Source organism: Herbaspirillum sp. Sphag64 (genome assembly GCF_014192645.1).
Classification (GTDB): Bacteria; Pseudomonadota; Gammaproteobacteria; order Burkholderiales; family Burkholderiaceae_D; genus Herbaspirillum.
This window is the reverse complement of the sequence record NZ_JACHYE010000005.1, coordinates 149,125-171,254: the sequence shown is the minus strand read 5'-3', so window position 1 is coordinate 171,254 and position 22,130 is coordinate 149,125. Positions and strand designations below refer to the sequence as shown.

Here is a 22,130-nt window from a genome sequence, read left to right as displayed (position 1 = left end):
ATCTGACCATGAGCACCACTCCCGTACCGAGCGAGCCCACTGGCTGGCGCGCGCGTTTGTTTAATCCCGTCACGCGGCAGAAATTGCTGGCCTTTGCCAGCTTGCTGGTACTACTGGTGTTTTTTAGCTGTGCCAATGAAAATTTTCTGCAGATAGAAAACCTGGTCAGCATTCTGCAGTCAACGGCAGTCAATGGTGTGCTCGCAGTTGCTTGTACCTTTGTGATCATTACCGCCGGGATTGATCTGTCGGTCGGCACGATGATGACCTTTTGCGCGGTCATGGCCGGTGTCGTGCTCACTTACATGGGTTTGCCCCTGGGTGTTGGTGTCGCTGCAGCGATTCTCTTCGGTGCCTTGTGTGGCTGGACTTCAGGCATGTTGATTGCCAAGCTCAAGGTGCCGCCGTTTATTGCCACGCTGGGCATGATGATGCTGCTCAAGGGACTGTCTCTGGTGATCTCGGGGACCAAGCCAATTTACTTCAATGACACGCCCAATTTCTCGATGATTTCCCAGGATTCCCTGATCGGTGATCTGGTGCCCGCGTTACCCATTCCTAATGCAGTACTGATCCTGTTTCTGGTGGCACTGGCAGCCAGCATCGTACTCAACAAAACCGTTCTGGGGCGTTACACCTTTGCGCTGGGCAGCAATGAAGAAGCGCTGCGTCTGTCGGGGGTGCGGGTCGATTTCTGGAAGGTAACCGTCTATACCCTCAGTGGTGCCATCTGCGGCATTGCCGGCTTACTGATTGCATCCCGTCTGAATTCGGCGCAACCAGCGCTGGGGCAAGGTTATGAGCTGGATGCGATTGCCGCTGTCGTGATCGGCGGGACCTCACTATCGGGTGGTACCGGCACCATTCTGGGCACCATCATCGGCGCTTTCATTATGAGTGTACTGATCAACGGTTTGCGCATCATGTCGGTGGCGCAGGAATGGCAAACCGTCGTCACCGGCATCATCATCATCCTGGCGGTGTACATGGACATCCTGCGTCGTCGCCGGCAGTAATGCAATACGTATCACCCAGCAGTCTGATCCATCCACCAAGGAGACATTACATGATAAAGAGAAGAGCAATCAATCTTGCCATTGGTTTGACGTTGGCAGTTGGCATGAGTGGTAGCGCACTGGTCGCACACGCGGCTGATGAAATTTATATTCCACTCATTTCCAAAGGTTTTCAGCACCAGTTCTGGCAAGCCGTGAAAGCGGGCGCGCTGCAGGCTGGCAAGGATTTCAATGTCAAGGTCTCGTTCGAAGGACCAGAGACCGAAGCGATGGTCGACAAGCAGATTGACATGCTGTCGGCGGCACTAGCCAAGAAGCCGCGCGCACTCGGCTTTGCTGCACTCGATAGCAAGGCAGCCTTGCCGCTGCTGAAGAAAGCGCAGGCTGCGAAGATTCCCGTGGTCGCATTTGACTCTGGTGTCGACAGTGATATTCCGGTGACGACCGCTAGTACCGACAACAAGGCTGCTGCTGCCCTGGCCGCTGACAAGATGGCCGCGCTGATTGGCAAGGAAGGCGAAATCGCGGTGGTCGCCCACGACCAGACTAGTCGCACCGGTATTGATCGTCGCGATGGCTTCGTCGAACGGATCAAGGCTGCTTATCCCAACATCAAGATTGTTAGCGTGCAGTATGGCGGTGGCGATCAGTTGAAGTCGACTGAAATCACCAAGTCGATTCTGCAGGCCTATCCCAACCTGAAGGGCGCTTTTGGCACCAATGAAGGCTCGGCCATCGGCGTACTCAATGGCGTGCGCGAAATGAAGCGCAAACTGATTGTGATCGGCTTTGATTCCGGTAAACAACAGAAGGATGCGATTCGTGACGGGTCAATGGCGGGCGCGATTACACAGAATCCGGTCGGCATCGGTTACAAGACCGTTGAGGCTGCAGTCAAGGCAATCAAGGGCGAGACGCTGCCCAAGGTGATCGATACGGGCTTTTACTGGTATGACAAGAGCAATATTGGTGATCCCAAAATTGCCGCTGTTCTCTACGATTGACAGGGTTTGATGTAGATCGAGATAGCACGTCGGCCATGGCCTCCCTCACAGGTCGTGGCCGGCACTTCTGTTTTTGCGGCCCACCAATATGACAATACGCATCGACGCGCATCAGCACTTCTGGCGCTACCGCATTGAGGATTATCCCTGGATCGCCAGTGACATGACGATACTGGCAAACGATCGTTTGCCTGACTCCTTACAAGCAATTTTGCAGACGAACACAATACAGGCCACGATTGCCGTACAGGCACGTGCTGATTCGCAGGAAACTGGGTTTCTGCTGGCCTTGGCACAAGACACCCCATGGATTGCGGGCGTCGTTGGTTGGGAGGACCTGTGCGCCGACGATTTGGTCGAGCGACTGGCATCGTGGCAGCATCCCAAACTGCTGGGCTGGCGCCATCAGGTGCAGGATGAACCAGATGTACCGGGCTTTCTCGCGCGGCCGGATTTCAATCGCGGTGTGGCGTTGGTGCAGCAGTTGGGCTATGTCTACGACGTGCTGGTCACGCAGCAGCAATTGCCACAGATACCTGCATTCTGTGCGCGACATGACCAGCACTGGCTGGTGCTGGACCATCTCGGTAAGCCGGCCCTGCGCGAGTTTGACGCGCCAGAGACGGTGCACCATTGGCGCCAGCATCTGCAAACACTGGCGGCTATGCCGCATGTTGTGTGCAAACTGTCCGGACTTGTCACGGAAGCAGACTGGCGTGCCGGTTTGCAGACGCAAGATCTGTCACACATCCGTCTTTGTCTGGATCTGGCGTTGGCAGCTTTTGGTCCGCAGCGGCTGATGTTTGGTTCGGATTGGCCGGTATGCCTGCTGGCAGCTTCCTATGCAGACGTGGCGCAACTGGTGACGCAATGGAGTCGGGATAATCTGCATCCTGATGAGCAGGCTGCGCTATGGGGCGGTACAGCAGCGCGCTGTTATGGCATGACTGATTTTACCGACTCAATTCCCGGCTGAACTCTGCCAAATATGAATATGCAGATTTATTCGTGGCGGTGCCGATGGTGGCGCAAGAGAATCGACTTTTCTTTTCTGCCCAAGGGACTGCACCGTCATGAGCGAACACCAGCACGAGCAAGCGCGCAGCCTGCATCTGAATGTCAATATCCTGCACTCCGGCTTTGTGCCCTCGGCCTGGCGTTTGCCGGATGCCGATCCATACGCTTTCAGCGATGTGAATCATTACATCCGTATCGCTCAACTTGCCGAAGCTGCCAAATTTGATGCCGTATTCCTGGCGGACAATGCTTCTATCGTTGAGCAGATCGACTTTCGCCCCATCACGGCGCTGGAGCCGACTGTTCTGCTGGCAAGCATCGCGGCGGCGACTTCACGCATCGGGGTCATCGGTACTGCCTCCACCAGCTACAACGAGCCCTACAATATCGCGCGTCGCTTTGCGACGCTAGACCATGTCAGCCATGGTCGTGCTGGCTGGAATGTGGTGACCACCGCTGATCTGGCATCGGCGCGCAACTTCGGTCATGACGCCGTACCGGATCACGCCGCCCGCTATGCGCGTGCCCACGAATTCACCGAGGTGGTCAAACTGCTCTGGGACAGCTGGGAAGACGATGCTGTCATTGGTGACAAGACCGACGGACGCTTTATCGATGTGACCAAGGTGCATCCGGTTGCCCATCGCGGAGCCCATTTTTCCGTATACGGACCACTCAATCTGCCACGCTCACCACAGGGGCAGCCGGTGCTGGTACAGGCAGGTGGTTCGGGGGATGGTCGCGAACTGGCTGCGCGTCATGCGGAGGCTGTATTTTCAGCCTCGCAGTCACTGGAAGAATCACTGGCCTACAGCTGCGATATCAACAGTCGCGCAGCGGCCTTCGGACGCGGTCCGCACGCGGTCAAAATTCTGGCAGGACTGGCAACCGTTATCGGTGCCACCGAGGCCGAGGCACGTCAGCGACGTGATCAACTGATTGATCTGATTCCCTGGAGTTACAGTCTGAACCGCCTCGCCGGGATTCTTGGCATTAGCGCTGACCGACTCAAGCTTGATGAGGCATTGCCGGACAATCTTGCCTTGCCTAATGGCGGCAACGGCAACCATACCTTCTTCAACGCCACACTAGCGCTGGCACGGCACCATGGGCAGACGGTTCGGCAATTGATCTATGCACTCAGTGGCGGCGGTGGTCATCGCGTGTTGGTAGGTACACCCGAGCAAATTGCGGACGATATTGAACACTGGTTCCGGGCCGGCGCTGCCGATGGCTTCAATCTGATGCCGGATGCTTTACCGGGTGGTCTTCAGGATTTTGTCGATGGTGTTGTGCCGATCCTGCAGCAGCGCGGAATCTTCCGACGCGAATACAGCGGCACTACCTTGCGCGAGCATCTGGGACTGGCGCGGCCAGCAAGTGTATTTGCACAGAGCAACCAGCAGCACAAGGCCGCCTGAATGTTCAGGCGGTAGCGTGTTCAGGTGCTAAGGCACAGATTATTTCTTGAAATAGTCGGGCAAGCGAAAGCCGTCATAGAAATGGTCTGCCCGAATCGCTTTCTGGAACGTATCGGATTGATAGGCCTCCACCAGATCACGCGAAAATTGGGCAGTCTGCTTGCCTTTGCGCACGACCAAGACATTGATGTAGGGCGCTGTCATGTCTTCCAGAATGAATGCTTCGCTTAATTTGAGTTTGGCGAAGATGGCAAAATTTCCCTGAATCGCAGCGAAGTCAGCATCATCAAGAGCACGCGGTCCCTGTGCGTTTTCCAGCAAAACCAGCTTCAGACCGACCTTGTTTTCGACGACGTCGAGTTCACTGACATCCACCGGATTGGCATTTTCCCTGATTTTGATCCAGCCAAGATGTTGCAGGATGTGCAGCGCACGTTGCAGATTGACCGGGTCATTCGGCACCGCCACGGTGAAGCCCTTTTTCAGGCCTTCCAGACTGTGGTGCTTTTTTGAGTACAGCCCCATCGGTGGTGTTGGTACCTGAACAATGCCGACCAGATCAGTCTGATTACGATCGTTGTAGGACTTCAGAAAGACCGCGTGTTGCATCACGTTGGCATCGATATCGTCCTTGAAAACGGCAGTGTTGGCCTCCAGTCCGGTACTGAACTCGTAATATTTGATCTTGTAGCCTTTCTTTTCCAGTACTGGCTGCACACCAATTTTGAACTCATCAATATAAGGCCCGGGCACAAAGCCCACCCGTAATTCGTTGGTAGATAGATTGCTGGCTGCCTGCACGGTACTAAGGTTAAGGCTGGACAGTGCCAGCAGACTCAGCGATGCCAAATGTTTGAAATAGGAAGTGCGCATATTGGATTTTCTCTCGGTCAGGCGTAGGCCAGCGCAAAGCGCTCGTTGGGCGCATTGTCGTTGAGATGGAAATCGCCGATGGCAGCTTCGCGCTGGGTTGCGGGGTTATGCGAGGCCAGCGTACGTGCATTGCGCCAGTGGCGATCCAGACGGCGCTTGTCGCTGGTAGCTGAAGCACCACCGACCTCGAACAACAAGGTCGTTGCTTCCAGTACCTGGCCGATGACGATTTGCTGTGCCTGGAAGGTTTGAATATCCAGCGCGACGTAATCTGCCGTGCTGGCGTGACCGGCTAGACGTGCCAGATGTACCTTGTCGATGGCGCCAGCCAGCGCGTTGACGAGTTGCTCGGACGACCATGCCAGACTGGCGAGTCGGCCAACCACCCGATGTACCAGGGGATTGTCCCGCGGGCTGGACTGGCCGGGAACGCCGAAAGTGCGGGTGCGCGCCTGCGTAAAGGCGACAGCATCACGTTGCACGGCGCGTGCGATGCCAGCCAGCGTGGCCAGATGCACCGTCTGATAGAAGGTCGTGATGATGCTGTTGCGACGCGGTTGCGAGGCATGATAGCGATCCAGAATCTGTGCCCGAGGCACCAGTACGTCTTCAAAGCGGGTAGTGCCACTGCCTGTCAGGCGTTGACCGAAGCCATCCCAGTCATCGATACGCTGTACGCCCGGTGCATCGCTCCTGACCAGTACATTGAGATCCGATTCCTGGTCATGTGCTCGTACCAGAATCCAGTCGGCATAGAGTGTGCCGGTGGAGTAATATTTTTCGCCATTGAGACGCCAATGATCCGGCTGGCTATCGCTGCTCAGTACGACCGAATTAGTAGTGCTGTTGGTGCGCTCCGAGGTTGCTGCACCAACACTTTGACCGCTGCCGATGACGCTGAGCCAATGGCGGGTATCGGCATCGTCCTTGCGCTCTAGCAGCAGTTCGGTAAAACCGGCGTTGACACGCAGAATCTGCGGCAGATTGGAGTCTGCCTCTGCCAGACGGATTAGCAGGCTGAAAAACTGCGACAGGCTGACGCCGCTGCCACCTTGTTGCTGCGGTACACGCAGCGAAGTAAAGCCACTATCCTTGAGCCATTGCACGGCCTCAAAGGGCAAGGTTCTGTCGTTTTCGCGTGCGATGCTACCTGCGGCGATACGATCAAAGATATCTTGAAAGCGGCTAAGCAGTGGGTCGGAGTTCGCGGCAGTAGAAGCGTGAGACATGATTACCTTTTTTTGCGAGATGGACGAAGGGGGACTGACTAATCAGAAATTATCTGGCAGCCTCCTGCGCTTGGTAACGAAGATAATCAGATAAGAATATGCTGCGCCACGCTTTGCCAAGGCAGCAGCAGGCTTGCAGGCAGTATGGCAATCGGCGTTACAATGCGCGCCTGTCTGTTATTGGGGCTGCCGTCCTTCCCTTGCAAGATTGTCATGAACTGTCGCCCACTTTGCGGTGCCTGCTGTATCGCACCTTCGATCACCAGCCCGATTCCGGGGATGCCTGATGGCAAGCCGGCTGGAGTTGCCTGCGTACAATTGATGGCAGATATGCGCTGCGCTATTTTCGGCAAGCCGGAGCGGCCGTCATTTTGCGGTGGCCTACAGGCATCTTCTGATATGTGCGGGGCAGATCGGCACCATGCCATTGCCTGGCTTGGTCGGCTTGAGCATCTGACCAGCCCGTCGTTGAAAACTGACGGTCTGATTTAAGACTCTTGTTCGAAAATTGACGAGGAGTAAAATAGTCGCATGACTACGCCACCTATCAGCGGCTCGACGCCAGCGACTATGCGAACTGCCACGGCAGCTTCTGTGACGAAGGCCACCACGGTCGCAGGAGACGCTGCCGCCACCACGACGACTGCTGCTACCGGTGCAACATCGGCAGCGGCTCCTGCAAAGTTCTCTACGGTATTAGGTGCCAAGGTCAAGCAACATGCAGCCCGGGCAGCGACCGGTGTGGCGGCACAAACGCCGCATGTGGTGGTGGCTAAAAAGGTCGGTAAGGCGGTAGCATCGGCGCGTTCTACGGCGCCTGCTGCGGCAGTCAAGACCGAAAAAGCCTGACCATTCCCCTTTCGGCCTGGTTGCGTTTCTCTTGCGTTTAACTGTTTATTTTATTGTGGTAGGGCTTTTGCCGCGGCAATGACCTTGGGGTGATCAAAATCATTGATCGCAGCAATGAATTGATTGGTGTACAAATCTTCCAGCTTAGGGCTGGTCTGTATCACATTCCCAGCCTTCATGAAGGCCACCATGTTGGCGACAGCGCTGGCAGGAATTTCTCCCCATTGCACACCCGGTTCCAGTTTCAGAAAATCATTGCGGGTATTGATGATGTGAAGTCCTTGTCGGATCGCCGTAGCGTCATCGAGGCTCGATGGCTTTGTCAGCGGGAAAACCTGCCAGTGCACCTTGAGCGCTCCCTGCGGGTTGGTCAGTGCGGTCAGCGAACCCATCGCGACACAACGCAGTGTTTTTTCGATCACACGAGGGCGCTTACTGATCATGTCATCACGTACGAAGTAGGAGCCGCCGAAGTTCAGCTTTTCAGCAAATGGCGAGCTAAAGCGACGTAGTTTGATTCCTTGATTTTCGGCCGTAGCAATCTGTGAATCCCAGGTACCCCAGATATCGACCTTGCCATGCACCAGCGCAGAAATTGCCTGCGCACCGGTACCCGTTTCGACAAAGGTGACATCCTTGTCCGGATTCAGTCCGGCCTCGCTCAACATGCCCCGGAAGATCTGCACCATTTGCGCGCCGTAGGACGCCACGCCGATGGTCTTGCCCTTGAAGTCGGCCAGCGTTTTGATCGGCGAGGAGTCCAGCACGACCGGGAACTGGAAGTTGTGTCGCATGTTGAGATAGACCGCCTTGATCGGCGCACCCTTGGAACGCGCAATGATGGCAGCAGCCGGACCCATGTTGACGAAGTCTGCCTGGCCACTCAACACTGCCTGCATGGCCGTGGTGGAATTGGTCGGCTGCAGTGTGACGTCGAGACCTTCCTTCTCCCAGCATTTGGTATAGGTGGGCAGCGAGGTATTGTTGACCTGCGAGGCATCGAGTACCTCAGTGCCGATGGCGATGGTAACTTTTTCTTTTGCCGTGGAAGGTTTGCTCTGTGCCTGGGCCTGGTAGCTGCTTAGCGCTACTATCAGCAAGCAACTCAGCATTGTTAGCGCAAACGAACGGGACGTTCGGAGGAAGGCCAGCATATTCATGGTAAATCCTTGTAGATAGCGTGACAGCAACAAGCTTTGCATGCTACCGAAGTCAGTGGATACCTGCTCGTATGTCGTATGCCCCATGAATTGTGCTGCGTTGACCTCACTCTTCTGTAACAACCCGTTTGGCCTTGTGCGTGAACCGGGTCAGTGTGCCCAATGGCAGGACATCGATCTTGGCCGTGACGGAGAGTACCTTTTTGATCTCCTGCGCCAGTTGCGTTGCCAATTGTTGTGCATCCGCAGCGGTGTCGATCTGCTCGACCCGCAGATGCAGGCTCTTCATGAAGCCAGCAGCATCGCGCACCGAGCGGTCAAGCACCAACTGGTACTCATCGCCTAGCCCGGGAGTCCGGCGCACCAGTTCTTCGACCGCAGAGGGAAAGACATTGACGCCGCGGATGACCAGCATGTCATCGGCGCGACCGCGCACGCCACCCTTGAGTCGCGCATGGGTTCGGCCGCAATGACATGGAGTCTGGTCACGCACAACAATGTCGCCAGTCCACCAGCGAACCAGTGGCCCCGCCTGCTTGTCCAGATGGGTCAGCACCAGGACGCCGGGGGTCCCATCCTTAACGGCGATTCCGGTATCGGCATTGACCACTTCGGCATAGGCAAAATCTTCGGCCAGATGCAGACCATCCTGAGCACTGCATTCACCGGCAATGGGCTGGAATTCGAGACAGCCATAGGCATCATAGCAGCGCGCTCCCCACAGCGCTTCAATACGCGCCCGTGTTGCCGGTATGCTGGCACCGGGTTCACCACCAACCATGATGGTGCGTACACTCGACGCGGCCGGATCGAGTCCGCGTTTGCGGACTTCCTCGGCCAGATGGGTAATGAACGATGGCGTACCACATAGCACGGTGGTGCCATAGGTGAACAAGGTATGGATCTGCCGCTCGGTATCCTGGCTGCCGGCCGGGATTACCATGGCACCGGTACGCTGATACCCGGCAGTCGCGCCAAGACCACCGACGAACCAGGTATAGCTGAACAGGCATTGCACGATATCGTCAGCGCCAATGCCCTGTGAGTGCGCATGGCGCGCGTACAGTTGCGCCCAGCGCTCAAGATCGGTACCAGTCCAGAACTGTGGGGTTGGTATCGTCGTGGTGCCGGAAGAAAAATGGATGCGCTGCACCTCGCTGCGCGGGACCGCCATGAAACCGCCTAACGGTGGTTGCGCTGCGAGTGAAGCGACATAATTATTTTTGTAAGTGAATGGCAGCCTGGCAAGATCAGCCAGCGAGCGCAGCTCGCTGACGTCCCAGCCGAGCCGCCGCAGCAGTGGTGCGTAATAGTCACTGTCCTGGCTGAGCCTGGACATTTGCTTGCGCAATTGCGTCAGCTGGAATGCTTCCAGTGTGGCACGATCCCAACTTTCGGCGGGATCAAGATGTGCAGGCACAGCAACGGGCATTACTGTGCCCCGAGACCACGAATGGCAAAGGTCGCAATCGACGCCGCCAGACCCAGTTTTTCTTCTTCGGTTTGGTCGGGGCGTGGACGGTACCAGATGGTGGTCCAGTTCAGGGCGCCAAAAAAGGCTTTCACGACGATATGTAATTGTTGTTGTGGGGCGTGACCTTCATCAAGCACTTGTTGAATTGCTTCGCGAAACAGCGTTTCATACTGATCGCGCAATACTAGGATTTCTGCCAGCACGGTACGTTGTGAGGCAGTGGTTTCACCGGCCAGATGCATTTCCAGGCCTTGTACTGCAACCCGCTGATACGGTAGATGATCCATGATGACGGTGATATGTGCCATGACCATCGCGCGTAATTTCTCAACCGCATTCGTATGCGGCTCAATAGCCGCGGACTGTACTGCTCCCAGATCCATTTCCATGCCACGTTTGTGGACATCGAAGAACAGATCAGCCTTCTTGCGATAGTGATGGTAGATCTTGCCTTTAGTGGCACTGAGAATGTCAGCGACATCATCAATGCTAGTAGCGGCATACCCTTTGGTCATGAATGCCAGTGCAGCTGCATCGAGAATCTCACTTCGTGGGTCTGATTCTGCCGCGGTTACCACATCGGTTTTCGATGGTGGACTTACTGTTTCGACCTTCATTTATGCTCCCTCCTCATTAAACTCGGCGTGTATCGCGCGTGCGAGCACCAGTCTCTGGATCTCCGAAGTACCTTCGTAAATTTCGGTGGCGCGCTGATCCCGGTACAGGCGCTCGACGAGCGAAGGCTTGACGAAACCTTCCGCTCCAAATACTTGAACCCCAATATCGACCGCATCGTGTGCAGCCTCGCTACAGAACAATTTTGCCTGGGCACCGATCAGTGCGACATCCTTGCCAGTATCGAAGTTGCGGGCGGTTTCGTATGCAAGCATTCTACCTGCTGATAGCCGTGTTGCGACATCTGCGAGTTGAAAACCGATACCTTGATGGTCAATGAGCACTTGTCCAAACGCCGTGCGAGCCGTTGCACGCTGGGCTGCAGCGCTGAATGCGGCTAATGCAATTCCGTTGGCCTGCGCTGCTACCACCACGCGCCCGACGTTGAGTGCTTCGAGTGCAAGCTTGAGTGCGCGACCTGGACCAGCGATCATCGCCTCAGCTGCGACCCAGGTATCGAAGTGCACACTGCTGTTGACGGTGCCACGCATGCCCATCTTGTCTTCGGGTGCCGCATTGCTGACACCCTCTGCATCAGCATCCACGATGTAGGCCGCAATGCCGCGCCGCCCCTGTCCCAGCGCGGTTTGTGCAAACACCAGGTAATAGGCGCATTCACCGCTGCCACCGATCCAGCGCTTGGTACCACGCAAGCGCCAGCCACCGTTTTCCGGAAGCGCCAGCGTCTGCATGCTGGAAGGGTCCGAGCCGGCTTCCTGCTCACTGAGCGCAAATGAAATTGTTTTGCGCTCGCGTGCCATCGCGCCAATATACGTCTCTTTCTGTGTCTCACTCCCCGCACGCAACAGTGGCCAGGCACCAAGCTGCAGCGTTGCCACGATACCGCTGGTGGAAGCGCAGGCTTGCGCGAGCTCTTCCACCACCGCGCAAAAAGCCATCAGCGAGGCACCACTGCCGCCGTATTCCTGTGGCAGGAACATGGTCGCAATTCCGCAGTCGTAGAGAAGCTCGACGGTCTCGCGAGGGTAACGTTGATTGCGATCGATCTCGGCAGCTTTGGGCGCGACATGATCCTGCGCGACTTGCCTTGCAATGCTGCGCCAGGCGCTCGCTTGGGGATCGAGCGTAGGCTCCCAGATAATCGCCATTATTTCTCCAAGTCGGCCAAGGTCATGGCCTGAGTGGTTGTGGAGCGGGCTAGTTGATGCTTTTTATTGATCTTCTGAATTGCTTGCCAGAACAAATATACTAAGTAGCATTGCCGCAGTCAATTGCTGAAAATGCAGTTTGTTTGGCTGAAGTTAGCGTGAAAAGAAACATTATGCCCGGTATGTTTTTATTTAACTGTCGTATCTACCGTTATCTCGCGCAGCGGGTCACACCGCTGTCTTAAAATGTGGGCTGTGTGATCGGTCAGCCTGAGTCCTGCGCGTTGGATGCAGACCTGCTAATCTGCGCGCCGTGTTGTGTTTTGGTACCAGGCAAGACGACACAGCCATCATGGATCCGCAAAATCGCACAATTGCAAACGTACACAATCGCAGGAGAGCACAGCATGCAGCAACATCCCGGAAGCTTGTTTCGCCAGTTACTGGCACGTGGTGGTGCGGTGCCGGTGCCGGGGTGTTACGACCCGCTGGGAGCAATGCTCATTGAACGTGCCGGATTTGATGCGGCCTACATGACCGGCTTTTCGCTCTCGGCTAGCTACGGCAAACCGGACATCGGCCTATTGACCATGCAGGATATGGTGCAGCAGGCCCAACGCATTGCGGAGTCAGTCAGGATCCCGGTGATCATGGATGCAGATACCGGCTACGGTGGTGCTGCCAACATCGCAGAAACCGTGCGTGCCTGCGACAAGGCGGGTCTGGCTGGCTTGCATCTGGAAGACCAGCTGATGCCAAAAAAATGTGGTGCGATGGCAGGCAAGCAACTGGCATCGATTGAGGAAATGCAGCTACGTCTGAAGGCGGCACGCAGTGGTCGGGTTCACCGTGATTTTGTGATTATCGGTCGGACCGATGCGATGACCGTCGCCGGTCTGGAAGAAGTTCTTCTGCGTTGCAAGGCGATGCAGCACGCCGGTGCCGATGCAATCATGGTGCCGTCATTGAGTACCCCGGAAGAATTGGCCGCAGTTGCTGCCAGTGTCGAGATTCCGGTGCTCTATGTCGCTGCCGAAACAGTACGTCCCACCTATACCAAGGCACAGCTGGAGCAGGCCGGGTTTGCCGCCGCGCTGTATCCTTTGAGCCTGATTCAAACCACCGTCAAGGTCCAGCAAGCTATGTTGCAGGCCTTGCATCAGCACGGAGACAGTGTACAGCTCATTGATGGCATGCTGCCCTTTGCCGAGCTTGGCCGACTCGTCGGCGTCGAACGTGCCGCTGCCTTTGAGTCCTGGCTCAACTCGTCGAGCGATCTCGAGGATGTTGTCGACAACACGATGGCCACACTCAACGGCAGGAGCTGATCCCATGGGCGCCACCATGACCCAGAAAATTCTCGCACGGGTAAGCGGCCACGATGCTGCGCACCCGCTGCCACCGGGACAGATTATCTGGGCTTCCCCAGACCTGGTGAGTGCACCGGAAGTTTCCTTTTCTGCTTACATCAAGCGCTTGCGCGATATTGGCGTAACCCGGCTGGCACAGCCGGACAAGGTCGCCGTCATCATCGATCATGAAGTGCCGGTTCACAGTGCTGCGGGTGCCGAACGCAATCAACTCACGCGCAAGCTGGCACAGGAGTTATCGGTGGGTCATTTCTTTGATGGTGTCGGTATTACGCACCCTTTGCTGGTCGAGCGTGGACTGGTGCGACCAGGCATGTTTGCCGCCGGTGCCGACAGCCACGCGCCAGCACTGGGTGCGGTCGGTGCACTATCGATTCCGTTCGGCTTTGAAGTCACGATGGTGTTGGCGACCGGGCAAATCTGGCTGCAGGTGCCAGAGACCATTCGGGTACGTCTGCATGGTTGCTGCCCACCCGGCGTGGCTGCCCGCGATATCGTGCTGGCCACCATGCAGCAGCTTGACGACGACCTCACCAGTTACCGTGTGATTGAATATCAAGGCGAAGGATTGGCCAGCCTGTCGATACCAGAGCGCATGACAATCTGCGGGCTTTGTGTGGATGCCGGTGCCAAGTCCGGTATTGCGCAAGTGGATCAGCGTTGCGTGGAAGCCTTGCATGCACTGGGTGTGGCCGATGCCGCATTCTTTCACAGCGATGCCGATGCCAGTTATGCTCACACCATCGATATCGATCTCGACAGCCTGAGCCCACGGGTCTCAATTCCTCCTTCGCCCAGTCATGTCCGAGAAGCACAAGCGCTGTCAGCGATCCGCATTGATCATGCTTACATTGGTTCCTGCGCCTCGGGTTCCATCGAAGACCTCCGTGCTGCTGCCGCCATCCTGCGTGGGCACAAGGTTCATCCCGCCGTGCGGCTGCTGGTGATACCCGCTACCCAACGGGTATTTCAGCAGGCGCTAGAGGAGGGCTTGCTGACCGAGCTTAGTGCTGCGGGAGCGCAGATTTCACCCTCAACCTGCGGTCCATGTTTTGGTGGCATGGCACAACTCACCGCCGGTGAGCGTCGTATCAGTACCAGCACCCGCAATGATCCAGGACGCATGGGTAGTAACGCTGCCGAGATCTATCTGGCCAGCGCCATGACCGTTGCGGCATCGGCCATTACTGGTCACATCACTGATCCACGTCAGTTCGTCGATAGCGTGGCCGTTGCAGGGAGCGCAACATGAGGAGTGCTGCATGACCGTACAGACGACCTTGCGCGGACGGGCGTGGAAGTTCGAGCAAGATATTTCCAGTGACCAGTTGATCTCGGCACGTCATGTGTTCGAGTTTGATCCGCGCCTGCTCAGCAAACATCTGCTACATGAGCTCAGACCCGAGCTGGCCCAGCAGGCCAAGCCCGGTGATGTGATCGTGGCAGGCGCGCATTTTGCCCATGGCAGCAATCACAGTCATCCTTTTCTGGCGATGCAGGCATTGGGTGTCGGACTGTTGTGCCGCTCCCTGTCGCGTGGGCCGTTCCGGCTGGCGATTTTCATGGGCGTGCCGTTGCTGCAGGCAAGTGATGAAGTGATTGCCGCCATTGAAGATGGTCAGCAACTGGAAATCGACTTCAGACAAGGCCGTGTTATTAATCTGAGCACCGGCGCCAGCATGCAGGCTGAGCCACTGTCGCCGTTTCTGCAGGAGATTGTGCAGGCAGGTGGCGGGATGGGCTTCATCGAATCGAGACTGATCAATAAATAATCCATGACAGCAGCTTTGCCAGAATCCTCCCCGATCATTGCCATTGACGGTATCGAAAAAAACTATGCGACGCAGGATGGTCAAGTGGTTGCCGCGCTGGGACCGTTGTCGCTGACCATCGCGCGCGGCAGTTTCACGACCATCGTTGGACCATCCGGCTGCGGCAAGTCAACCCTGCTCAAACTGATGGCCGGTCTGATCGTCCCCAGTGCTGGCCAGATCCGACTCAATGGGCAGATTGTCGACGGACCGCAAGCGGCTATCGGCATGGTTTTTCAGATGCCAGTGCTATTACCCTGGAAAACCGCGCTCGACAACGTCTTGCTACCAGCCCGCGTGCTGGGACTGGAGCAACGCAGTGCGCGCGAACGGGCGCAGGAGCTGCTGGCACTGGTGGGATTGGCTGATTTCAGCCGCCGTTATCCGCATGAACTCTCTGGCGGCATGCAACAGCGGGTGGCGATTGCGCGTGCATTGATGCAAGACCCTGAAGTGCTGGTCATGGATGAACCCTTCGGCGCGCTCGATGCGATGACGCGCGAATTGATGAGCCTGGAGTTATTGCGTCTGTGGCAGCAGTCTGGCAAGACCATTGTCTTCGTCACGCACGCCATTACCGAGGCGGTATTTCTTGGCACCAGCGTGCTGGTCATGTCGGATCGGCCGGGCCGCATTGCTGATCTGGTTGCGGTAGATTTGCCCGCCGAGCGTAGTCTCGACCTGATCAGCAGCGATGCGTTTGGGGTGTACACCAAACGTATTCGTAGCAAATTCAGCTTACCAGGATGGCGTTGATGGATGCACCATTTAAATCCCCCGCCCCCGAGCAACGTAGCAGTCTACTAGCGCGCCTGCACCGGTCGCTGGCGGCACGCCCGGAGTTGTTGCTGATTCCGGCCGTGTTCGTGGTGTTGATCGCCTGCTGGGAAGGCATTATCTATTACTGGCAGATCCCGGCCTATCTGGTACCAGCACCCTCTGCGATTGCACGCGCACTGTCTCAGACGGCATTTCTCGATAATGCCCTTTATACCTTGGCAGAGGCGCTATCCGGGTTTCTGCTGGCGGCTTTCTTCGGGATTGTGCTGGGTGGACTGATTGCCCAGTTCCGCTTGCTGGAGAAGACCCTTTATCCGTATATGATTGCGATCCAGACCACGCCCAAGGTAGCGCTGGCACCTTTGTTCATCATGTGGTTTGGCTTTGGTATTACTTCCAAGGTCATCATTGCGGCGACCATCGCATTCTTCCCGATTCTGGTCAATGTCATCAGCGGATTACATGCCACCGATACTGCCCGCCTCGAGCTGATGCGCTCGCTGCGCGCCACGCGCTGGCAGATTTTTACCATGGTACGGCTGCCCAGTGCGTTACCGAGTATCTTTGCCGGTCTCAATATTGCGATCATCTTCTGCATACTTGGTGCCATCGTTGGCGAGTTCCTTGGCTCGCGCCGTGGACTTGGCAATGCCATCATGCAAATGAACGTCAATCTGGACACCGCCGGCATGTTTGCCACGCTGTTCGTGCTCTCCCTGATTGGTGTCACGCTGCATCTCTTGATGCGCTGGCTCCAGCGCAAGTTGCTGTTCTGGGCTGACCGCAGTCGCATGCCGGAGCTCTGAGGCAAGCCTGCCGCAGTTGCTGATCAACTTGTCGGGACGCGCTTCCAGTAAAATGGCGGACTTTCCGTTGCCGGTAATCGTTGCCAGCAATAGCGATGGCAGCGTAGTTGCCTGATTTTGCCCTTTCATATTTTACGTTTAGCAATAAGGAGTTGGTTTTGGCTAATGTCTGTAGCGCCGGTCTGGATATCGGCTTCGCCTCCCTCGATTATGTTCAGATTGGCATACTCGGTATTGTCCAGGGCATCACCGAGCTGTTGCCAATTTCCTCTACCGCGCACATGCGTATCGTGCCGGCCGTACTGGGCTGGCATGATCCCGGCTCGGCGTTTTCAGCGGCGATGCAACTGGCGGCATTGGCTGCCGTGGTCAGTTATTTCTGGCGTGATGTTAGTGCGGTCACCACCGGCAGCATCAGTGCCTGGAAGCAACGTGATTTCAATGCGCCGATGTTTCGTCTGGCGGTCGCCATCATTCTGGCAACGATCCCTATCGGTATCGCGGGACTGTCGCTCTCCCATGTGCTCAACAGTTGTGGCTCGCCGTTGCGTACGCTGTCGGTGATTGGTTATTCCAGTCTCGCGCTGGCAGTGCTGCTGGCAATTTCTGAATTCACCTGCCGTCATCGCCGGACGGTGAGCGAGATGCGCTTGCGCGATGCCCTCATTGTTGGCATTGCTCAGGTTGGTGCGCTGATTCCCGGCGTATCGCGTTCTGGCTCGACACTCACTGCGGGTTTGTTTCTCAACTTTAAGCGTGAAGAAGCGGCGCGTTTTTCCTTCTTGCTGGGCTTGCCAGCAATTGCACTGGCGGGTCTGAAGGAATTGCTGGTGCTGTGGCACGCGCACATTCCGGTGCAGGCATGGTCGCTGCTCTTGTTCGGTCTGCTGGTGGCGAGTCTGTCGGCGTTTGCGGCGATCTGGGGATTGATGAAAGTGCTGGAACGCTTCTCGACCTGGCCGTTCATTGTCTATCGCGCATTGCTGGGTATCTTCCTGCTGGTGGCAGTCAGCAATGGCTATCTGCAGTAAATAATGTCCTTGCCTGCTTCCTCACCGGCGCATCTTGATCGCGCCCTGCAAGAACTGCAAAGCGTATTTGGCTATACCTCGTTCCGGGGTCATCAGGCCGAGATCGTGGAGCACGTGGTGGCCGGTGGCGATGCGCTGGTGCTGATGCCGACCGGCGGCGGCAAGTCGCTCTGCTATCAGGTGCCTGCGCTGGTACGCGAAGGTATCGGGGTAGTGGTGTCGCCGCTGATTGCCTTGATGCAGGATCAGGTCGATGCGTTGGCCGAAGTCGGGGTGCGCGCTGCCTTTCTCAACTCTACGCAAAGCTTTGATGAAGCCATGCAGATCGAGCGACGGGTGCGCAGTGGCGATCTGGATCTCTTGTATGTCGCTCCCGAGCGCCTGATGACGCCGCGTTGCCTGGATTTGCTCGACGCCTCGCGAATCGCCCTGTTTGCAATTGATGAAGCGCACTGCGTGGCGCAATGGGGCCACGATTTCCGCCCAGAGTACATCAAGCTGTCAGTGCTGCATGAACGCTTCCCGCAGGTCCCCCGCATTGCACTGACAGCCACCGCCGATCAGCAGACCCGTGAAGAAATCATCCACCGTCTGCAACTCGAAGATGCACGTCAGTTCGTCTCCTCGTTCGACCGTCCCAACATCCGCTACCAGATTGTGGAAAAGGCGAATGGGCGCAAGCAGCTGCTTGACTTCATTCAGAGCACGCATGCCGACGATGCGGGTGTCGTCTATTGCCTGTCGCGCAAAAAGGTCGAGGAAACTGCTGAGTTCCTGCAGCAGCATGGCATCAATGCGCTGGCTTATCACGCCGGCATGGACTACGCCAAACGTACCGCTAATCAGGCTCGCTTCCTGCGGGAAGACAAGATTGTGATGGTTGCCACGATTGCCTTTGGCATGGGCATCGACAAACCTGATGTGCGGTTTGTCGCGCATCTGGATTTACCCAAAAGTATTGAAGGCTATTATCAGGAAACCGGACGCGCCGGACGCGATGGTTTGCCTGCCAATGCCTGGATGGCCTACGGTCTGCAGGACGTGGTGCAACAGCGACGCATGATCGCCGAGTCGGATGCCGATGACAGTTTCAAGCGCGTGCTAGGTATCAAGCTCGATGCCATGCTCGGCCTGTGCGAAACCCTGCATTGCCGACGCATGCGTCTGCTGGAATATTTCGGCCAGCCCGGCCAGCCCTGCGGCAATTGTGACATCTGCCTGAACCCGCCGGTCTCCTTTGATGGCACCGTACTGGTGCAAAAACTCCTGTCTACTGTCTACCGTGTCGAGCAGCGCTTTGCCCCTGGACATGTCCTGGATGTGTTGCGCGGTATTGACAGTGAGAAGATCAAACAGTGGCATCACGAGCAACTGTCTGTTTTTGGAATCGGCAGTGATCGTGGTGAGGCGGAGTGGCGCGCCGTGCTAAGGCAAGTCATCGCACTTGGTCTGTTGACCGTGGATCATGAAAATTACAGCGCGCTCAAGCTGACCGAGGCGGCTCGTCCGGTGTTGCGCGGTGAACAGAAAATTAATCTGCGGCAATATCAAAAACCCGTCAAGGCCAAGCGCACTCCCAGCACTGGCACGGGTTACGTCGAGACAGACCTGTCTTTGGCCGAACAACTTATCTTCGACAAACTGCGTTGGTGGCGGGTGGAAACCGCGCGCAAACACAACGTTCCTGCCTATGTCATCTTTCATGACAGCACTATGCGCGAGATCGCCAAAGCCAAACCAGTGTCGCTTGACGACCTGCGGGGCGTCACCGGTGTTGGCGCACGGAAACTTGATACCTACGGTGCCGACATCATTGCTCTCATTCAGGAATTGTCTGAATAGACACAAGCGTTTCTTGAGCGCATCCTATCTCACACATTTCCACGCATTCTTGCTGGTATGTGCTTTGCTTAGTGTTGTCATGTATGCAGGTGAAAATGATTCGTCTGCAACATCTATCAGAACGGCCTGGAGGTAGTATGCATTTGAATAATTGGCGAATTGGCACCCGTCTTGGTGTTCTGGCCGCGATCCTGTTATTGGCGACCATTTTTGTGGGTGTGCGTGGATGGGTGTCGCTGTCCTCTAGTTTCGAGCGCAACAGCATCTCCATGCAACAGGCCGCGACCGTGCAGCATGCCATTGATGCTGCACGTAGTGCGCAGGTGCAGTTCAAGATTCAGGTACAGGAATGGAAAGATACCCTGTTGCGGGGCAAAGACCCTGAAGCCTTTGCTAAATATCGTCAGGCTTTTATCGATCAGGGCAAAGCAACTCAGTCCAATCTAGGACAACTTAAAACGCTGCTGCCGCAGTTGAACTTGACGACCGACAAAGTAACGCAGACTCAGCAACAACTGGCCGATCTGGAGACCAAGTATCTGCGTGAGCTGCAGCAAGGTTACAAGTCAGACGACCCGTCCAGCGTAGCGCGGGTCGATCAGGCGGTCAAAGGTATGGATCGCGGCCCTACCAAGATGATCGATGACATCGTCAACGACGTCCATCAGGCGGCAGAGCACTTCCAGGAAGAGGAAGCCAGCAAGGCCACGCAGGACTTCCAGAGTGCGCGCATGACACTGCTGGTATCGATTGTGCTGGCGTTGCTGCTAGGGGGGATTGTTACCTACTGGCTGGTGACCAGTATCATCCGGCCATTACAGACCGCGGTAACACTGGCACAGACCGTGGCAGCAGGGGACTTGCGTTCGCAGGTGGCAATCACGGGCAAAGATGAGACCTCACAATTGCTGCATGCGCTCAATGATATGAATGGCAGTCTTGCCAAAATCGTCACTGATGTGCGCCTTGGCACCGACACCATTGCCACGGCGTCCAGTGAAATTGCGATTGGTAATCAGGATCTGTCGTCACGTACCGAAGAGCAGGCCGGTTCGCTGGAAGAGACTGCCGCTGCGATGGAACAGCTCACTGCCACCGTCAGGAAGAATGCAGACAATACGCAACAAGCCAATGATCTTGCGGCCAGTGCGGCTGGTGTGGCAGCGCGCGGTGGTGAGATGGTGGTCGCCGTAGTGGAAACCATGGGGGCCATCGAGCAAAGCTCCAACAAGATTGTCGACATCATCAGCGTGATTGACGGAATTGCTTTCCAGACCAATATTCTTGCACTGAATGCGGCGGTCGAAGCGGCCCGTGCCGGAGAGCAGGGACGTGGTTTCGCGGTGGTGGCCTCAGAGGTGCGCTCACTGGCCCAGCGCAGTGCCAGCGCCGCCAAGGAAATCAAGGAACTGATTGGCGACTCGGTCAGCAAGATCAATGCTGGTAGCAGTCTGGTCAGTGGCGCCGGTGACACCATGCAGGAGATCGTTCGCGCGGTCGAGCAGGTGGCCGGCATCATGGATCAGATCAATCGCGCCAATCAGGAGCAAAGCATCGGCATTGATGAAGTCAATCGTGCCGTGGTGCAGATGGATGCGGTGACCCAGCAAAACGCGGCACTGGTTGAGCAGGCCGCGGCTGCCGCAGAAAGCCTCAAGGATCAGGCCGCCCGACTGACCAGTACGGTCAGTGTATTCAAGGTCGGATAAAGCCGCGGAATCAGGGTTAGCCCTGTTTGATGAAGACCAGATCCCAGACCCCGTGGCCCAGACGCAGGCCGCGGTTTTCAAACTTGGTGACAGGGCGGTAATCGGGACGTGGCGCGTAGGCTTCGGCGCTGTTTTTCAGGGTCGGTTCGGCGCTCAGCACCTCCAGCATCTGGACCGCATATTCTTCCCAGTCGGTTGCGCAATGCAGATAGCCACCAGTGGCGATGCGCGAAGCCAGCAGACTCACCAGCGGTCCCTGAATCAAGCGCCGCTTGTTGTGGCGTGCCTTGTGCCAGGGGTCGGGGAAAAACACATGTGCACCGGCCAGTGACCCGGGGGCGATCATGTTGGTCAATACTTCCACTGCATCATGCTGAATCACACGCATATTGCTCAGTTGCTGCTCACCAATTAGTTTGAGCAGGCTCCCGACACCCGGGGTATGCACCTCGACACCAATAAAATTCTTCTCAGGCATGCCTGTTGCAATTTTTGCACTGGTTTCTCCCATACCGAAGCCAATTTCAAAAATCGTCGGTGCGCTGCGTCCAAAGCTGGCTTCCATATCCAGTGGTTGCTTGGCATAGGGCAACATGAACTGCGGGCCCAATTCCTCAATGGCACGTGCCTGCGCACCTGAGAGCCGGCCAGCGCGGGTGACGAAGCTGCGGATACGATGCTCGGTCGGATCGTAAAAAAGAGGTTTGCCGGACTTGTTTTCTGACATGGGGGAACTCGTGAAGCGATAAATTGAAACGGACGTCTTGCGGTCCGCAGAGGTGCTTGGCTTTTCCCCGATCTTGCCGAGGCGCGGACGATATTCTGGACTGTAACCAGCAGACTGGCAAGTCTGCGTGTGGCGGGTTCTGGACAGGATCAGCGCCTCATCGCGGGTATCTCTCATAAATATCACTGATTTCTACTGAACTTATTGTCGTGGCGCCTTTCTTCTTA

Annotated in this window: 21 protein-coding genes; 14 read left to right on the top strand and 7 right to left on the bottom strand. The window is 56.4% G+C overall.

Annotated elements, in window-relative coordinates; translation table 11 throughout:
- The first annotated feature begins 8 nt into the window (after positions 1-8).
- From FHW66_RS10825 to FHW66_RS10810, 4 genes are all read left to right on the top strand, one after another.
- On the top strand, positions 9-1,016 hold the full coding sequence (locus FHW66_RS10825; RefSeq protein WP_255458930.1) for an ABC transporter permease: 1,008 nt from the start codon (positions 9-11) through the stop codon (positions 1,014-1,016).
- A 50-nt stretch (positions 1,017-1,066) separates the two neighbouring features.
- Positions 1,067-2,020 (top strand): ABC transporter substrate-binding protein, encoded by a 954-nt coding sequence (locus FHW66_RS10820; RefSeq protein WP_183379800.1) that lies wholly within the window; start codon positions 1,067-1,069, stop codon positions 2,018-2,020.
- 88 nt (positions 2,021-2,108) lie between these two features.
- Positions 2,109-2,996, top strand: a complete 888-nt coding sequence (locus FHW66_RS10815; RefSeq protein ID WP_183379799.1) for an amidohydrolase — start codon at positions 2,109-2,111, stop codon at positions 2,994-2,996.
- A gap of 97 nt (positions 2,997-3,093) precedes the next feature.
- Positions 3,094-4,458 (top strand): LLM class flavin-dependent oxidoreductase, encoded by a 1,365-nt coding sequence (locus FHW66_RS10810; RefSeq protein WP_183379798.1) that lies wholly within the window; start codon positions 3,094-3,096, stop codon positions 4,456-4,458.
- A gap of 39 nt (positions 4,459-4,497) precedes the next feature.
- Here the strand turns inward: FHW66_RS10810 and FHW66_RS10805 are convergent, their stop codons facing one another.
- Both FHW66_RS10805 and FHW66_RS10800 read right to left on the bottom strand, forming a co-directional pair.
- A complete protein-coding gene (locus tag FHW66_RS10805; protein WP_183379797.1) occupies positions 4,498-5,331 on the bottom strand; it encodes a MetQ/NlpA family ABC transporter substrate-binding protein in 834 nt (277 codons plus the stop codon).
- 17 nt (positions 5,332-5,348) lie between these two features.
- Positions 5,349-6,560, bottom strand: a complete 1,212-nt coding sequence (locus tag FHW66_RS10800) for an acyl-CoA dehydrogenase family protein (RefSeq protein WP_183379796.1) — start codon at positions 6,558-6,560, stop codon at positions 5,349-5,351.
- A 213-nt stretch (positions 6,561-6,773) separates the two neighbouring features.
- Between FHW66_RS10800 and FHW66_RS10795 the strand changes: the two genes are divergently transcribed.
- Complete coding sequence (locus FHW66_RS10795) at positions 6,774-7,052, top strand: YkgJ family cysteine cluster protein (protein ID WP_183379907.1); 279 nt, start codon at positions 6,774-6,776, stop codon at positions 7,050-7,052.
- 39 nt (positions 7,053-7,091) lie between these two features.
- Positions 7,092-7,409, top strand: coding sequence for a hypothetical protein (locus FHW66_RS10790; protein ID WP_183379795.1), 318 nt, complete (start codon positions 7,092-7,094; stop codon positions 7,407-7,409).
- 50 nt (positions 7,410-7,459) lie between these two features.
- Here the strand turns inward: FHW66_RS10790 and FHW66_RS10785 are convergent, their stop codons facing one another.
- From FHW66_RS10785 to FHW66_RS10770, 4 genes are read right to left on the bottom strand one after another with little or no spacing between them, the layout of a single operon-like run.
- Positions 7,460-8,656 (bottom strand): ABC transporter substrate-binding protein, encoded by a 1,197-nt coding sequence (locus tag FHW66_RS10785; RefSeq protein ID WP_255458923.1) that lies wholly within the window; start codon positions 8,654-8,656, stop codon positions 7,460-7,462.
- Positions 8,657-8,675: 19 nt separating this feature from the next.
- Entirely contained in the window at positions 8,676-10,001 is a 1,326-nt protein-coding gene (locus tag FHW66_RS10780) for a phenylacetate--CoA ligase family protein (RefSeq protein WP_183379794.1), read from the bottom strand.
- Entirely contained in the window at positions 10,001-10,660 is a 660-nt protein-coding gene (locus tag FHW66_RS10775) for a TetR/AcrR family transcriptional regulator (protein WP_183379793.1), read from the bottom strand. The genes FHW66_RS10780 and FHW66_RS10775 overlap by 1 nt, the downstream gene beginning before the upstream one ends.
- Positions 10,661-11,827, bottom strand: a complete 1,167-nt coding sequence (locus FHW66_RS10770) for an acyl-CoA dehydrogenase family protein (protein WP_183379792.1) — start codon at positions 11,825-11,827, stop codon at positions 10,661-10,663. It lies immediately after the preceding gene.
- Positions 11,828-12,234: 407 nt separating this feature from the next.
- Here FHW66_RS10770 and FHW66_RS10765 point away from each other — a divergent pair, with 407 nt between their 5' ends.
- The 8 genes from FHW66_RS10765 to FHW66_RS10730 all read left to right on the top strand — a co-directional run bounded on the left by FHW66_RS10765 (position 12,235) and on the right by FHW66_RS10730 (position 21,176).
- Entirely contained in the window at positions 12,235-13,155 is a 921-nt protein-coding gene (locus FHW66_RS10765; protein ID WP_183379791.1) for an oxaloacetate decarboxylase, read from the top strand.
- A 4-nt stretch (positions 13,156-13,159) separates the two neighbouring features.
- Positions 13,160-14,449: an aconitase/3-isopropylmalate dehydratase large subunit family protein gene (locus FHW66_RS10760; protein WP_183379790.1), complete on the top strand. Its 1,290-nt coding sequence runs from the start codon at positions 13,160-13,162 to the stop codon at positions 14,447-14,449.
- A 10-nt stretch (positions 14,450-14,459) separates the two neighbouring features.
- Complete coding sequence (locus FHW66_RS10755) at positions 14,460-14,969, top strand: 3-isopropylmalate dehydratase (RefSeq protein WP_183379789.1); 510 nt, start codon at positions 14,460-14,462, stop codon at positions 14,967-14,969.
- Between the two features lie 3 nt (positions 14,970-14,972).
- Positions 14,973-15,764 (top strand): ABC transporter ATP-binding protein, encoded by a 792-nt coding sequence (locus tag FHW66_RS10750; RefSeq protein WP_183379788.1) that lies wholly within the window; start codon positions 14,973-14,975, stop codon positions 15,762-15,764.
- Positions 15,764-16,594, top strand: coding sequence for an ABC transporter permease (locus FHW66_RS10745; protein ID WP_183379787.1), 831 nt, complete (start codon positions 15,764-15,766; stop codon positions 16,592-16,594). Before FHW66_RS10750 ends, FHW66_RS10745 begins: the two co-directional genes overlap by 1 nt.
- Before the next feature lie 158 nt (positions 16,595-16,752).
- Positions 16,753-17,625: an undecaprenyl-diphosphate phosphatase gene (locus FHW66_RS10740; protein WP_183379786.1), complete on the top strand. Its 873-nt coding sequence runs from the start codon at positions 16,753-16,755 to the stop codon at positions 17,623-17,625.
- Between the two features lie 3 nt (positions 17,626-17,628).
- Entirely contained in the window at positions 17,629-19,467 is a 1,839-nt protein-coding gene (gene recQ, locus FHW66_RS10735) for a DNA helicase RecQ (RefSeq protein WP_183379785.1), read from the top strand.
- Between the two features lie 137 nt (positions 19,468-19,604).
- The gene (locus FHW66_RS10730; RefSeq protein WP_183379784.1) at positions 19,605-21,176 is read left to right on the top strand and encodes a methyl-accepting chemotaxis protein; all 1,572 of its coding nucleotides are present in this window, start codon (positions 19,605-19,607) and stop codon (positions 21,174-21,176) included.
- Positions 21,177-21,192: 16 nt separating this feature from the next.
- Here the strand turns inward: FHW66_RS10730 and trmB are convergent, their stop codons facing one another.
- On the bottom strand, positions 21,193-21,903 hold the full coding sequence (gene trmB / locus FHW66_RS10725) for a tRNA (guanosine(46)-N7)-methyltransferase TrmB (protein ID WP_183379905.1): 711 nt from the start codon (positions 21,901-21,903) through the stop codon (positions 21,193-21,195).
- Positions 21,904-22,130: the final 227 nt, after the last annotated feature.

Bases quoted from the DNA above. Each gene is read 5' to 3' on its own strand.
- FHW66_RS10765 (WP_183379791.1), top strand. From the start codon at position 12,235: ATGCAGCAACATCCCGGAAGCTTGTTTCGCCAGTTACTGGCACGTGGT.
- FHW66_RS10810 (WP_183379798.1), top strand. From the start codon at position 3,094: ATGAGCGAACACCAGCACGAGCAAGCGCGCAGCCTGCATCTGAATGTC.
- FHW66_RS10775 (WP_183379793.1), bottom strand. From the start codon at position 10,660: ATGAAGGTCGAAACAGTAAGTCCACCATCGAAAACCGATGTGGTAACC.
- FHW66_RS10745 (WP_183379787.1), top strand. From the start codon at position 15,764: ATGGATGCACCATTTAAATCCCCCGCCCCCGAGCAACGTAGCAGTCTA.
- FHW66_RS10760 (WP_183379790.1), top strand. From the start codon at position 13,160: ATGGGCGCCACCATGACCCAGAAAATTCTCGCACGGGTAAGCGGCCAC.
- FHW66_RS10820 (WP_183379800.1), top strand. From the start codon at position 1,067: ATGATAAAGAGAAGAGCAATCAATCTTGCCATTGGTTTGACGTTGGCA.
- FHW66_RS10825 (WP_255458930.1), top strand. From the start codon at position 9: ATGAGCACCACTCCCGTACCGAGCGAGCCCACTGGCTGGCGCGCGCGT.
- FHW66_RS10800 (WP_183379796.1), bottom strand. From the start codon at position 6,560: ATGTCTCACGCTTCTACTGCCGCGAACTCCGACCCACTGCTTAGCCGC.
- FHW66_RS10780 (WP_183379794.1), bottom strand. From the start codon at position 10,001: ATGCCCGTTGCTGTGCCTGCACATCTTGATCCCGCCGAAAGTTGGGAT.
- FHW66_RS10750 (WP_183379788.1), top strand. From the start codon at position 14,973: ATGACAGCAGCTTTGCCAGAATCCTCCCCGATCATTGCCATTGACGGT.
- FHW66_RS10805 (WP_183379797.1), bottom strand. From the start codon at position 5,331: ATGCGCACTTCCTATTTCAAACATTTGGCATCGCTGAGTCTGCTGGCA.
- FHW66_RS10795 (WP_183379907.1), top strand. From the start codon at position 6,774: ATGAACTGTCGCCCACTTTGCGGTGCCTGCTGTATCGCACCTTCGATC.
- FHW66_RS10770 (WP_183379792.1), bottom strand. From the start codon at position 11,827: ATGGCGATTATCTGGGAGCCTACGCTCGATCCCCAAGCGAGCGCCTGG.
- trmB (WP_183379905.1), bottom strand. From the start codon at position 21,903: ATGTCAGAAAACAAGTCCGGCAAACCTCTTTTTTACGATCCGACCGAG.
- FHW66_RS10815 (WP_183379799.1), top strand. From the start codon at position 2,109: ATGACAATACGCATCGACGCGCATCAGCACTTCTGGCGCTACCGCATT.
- FHW66_RS10730 (WP_183379784.1), top strand. From the start codon at position 19,605: ATGCATTTGAATAATTGGCGAATTGGCACCCGTCTTGGTGTTCTGGCC.
- FHW66_RS10755 (WP_183379789.1), top strand. From the start codon at position 14,460: ATGACCGTACAGACGACCTTGCGCGGACGGGCGTGGAAGTTCGAGCAA.
- FHW66_RS10785 (WP_255458923.1), bottom strand. From the start codon at position 8,656: ATGGGGCATACGACATACGAGCAGGTATCCACTGACTTCGGTAGCATG.
- FHW66_RS10790 (WP_183379795.1), top strand. From the start codon at position 7,092: ATGACTACGCCACCTATCAGCGGCTCGACGCCAGCGACTATGCGAACT.
- recQ (WP_183379785.1), top strand. From the start codon at position 17,629: ATGTCCTTGCCTGCTTCCTCACCGGCGCATCTTGATCGCGCCCTGCAA.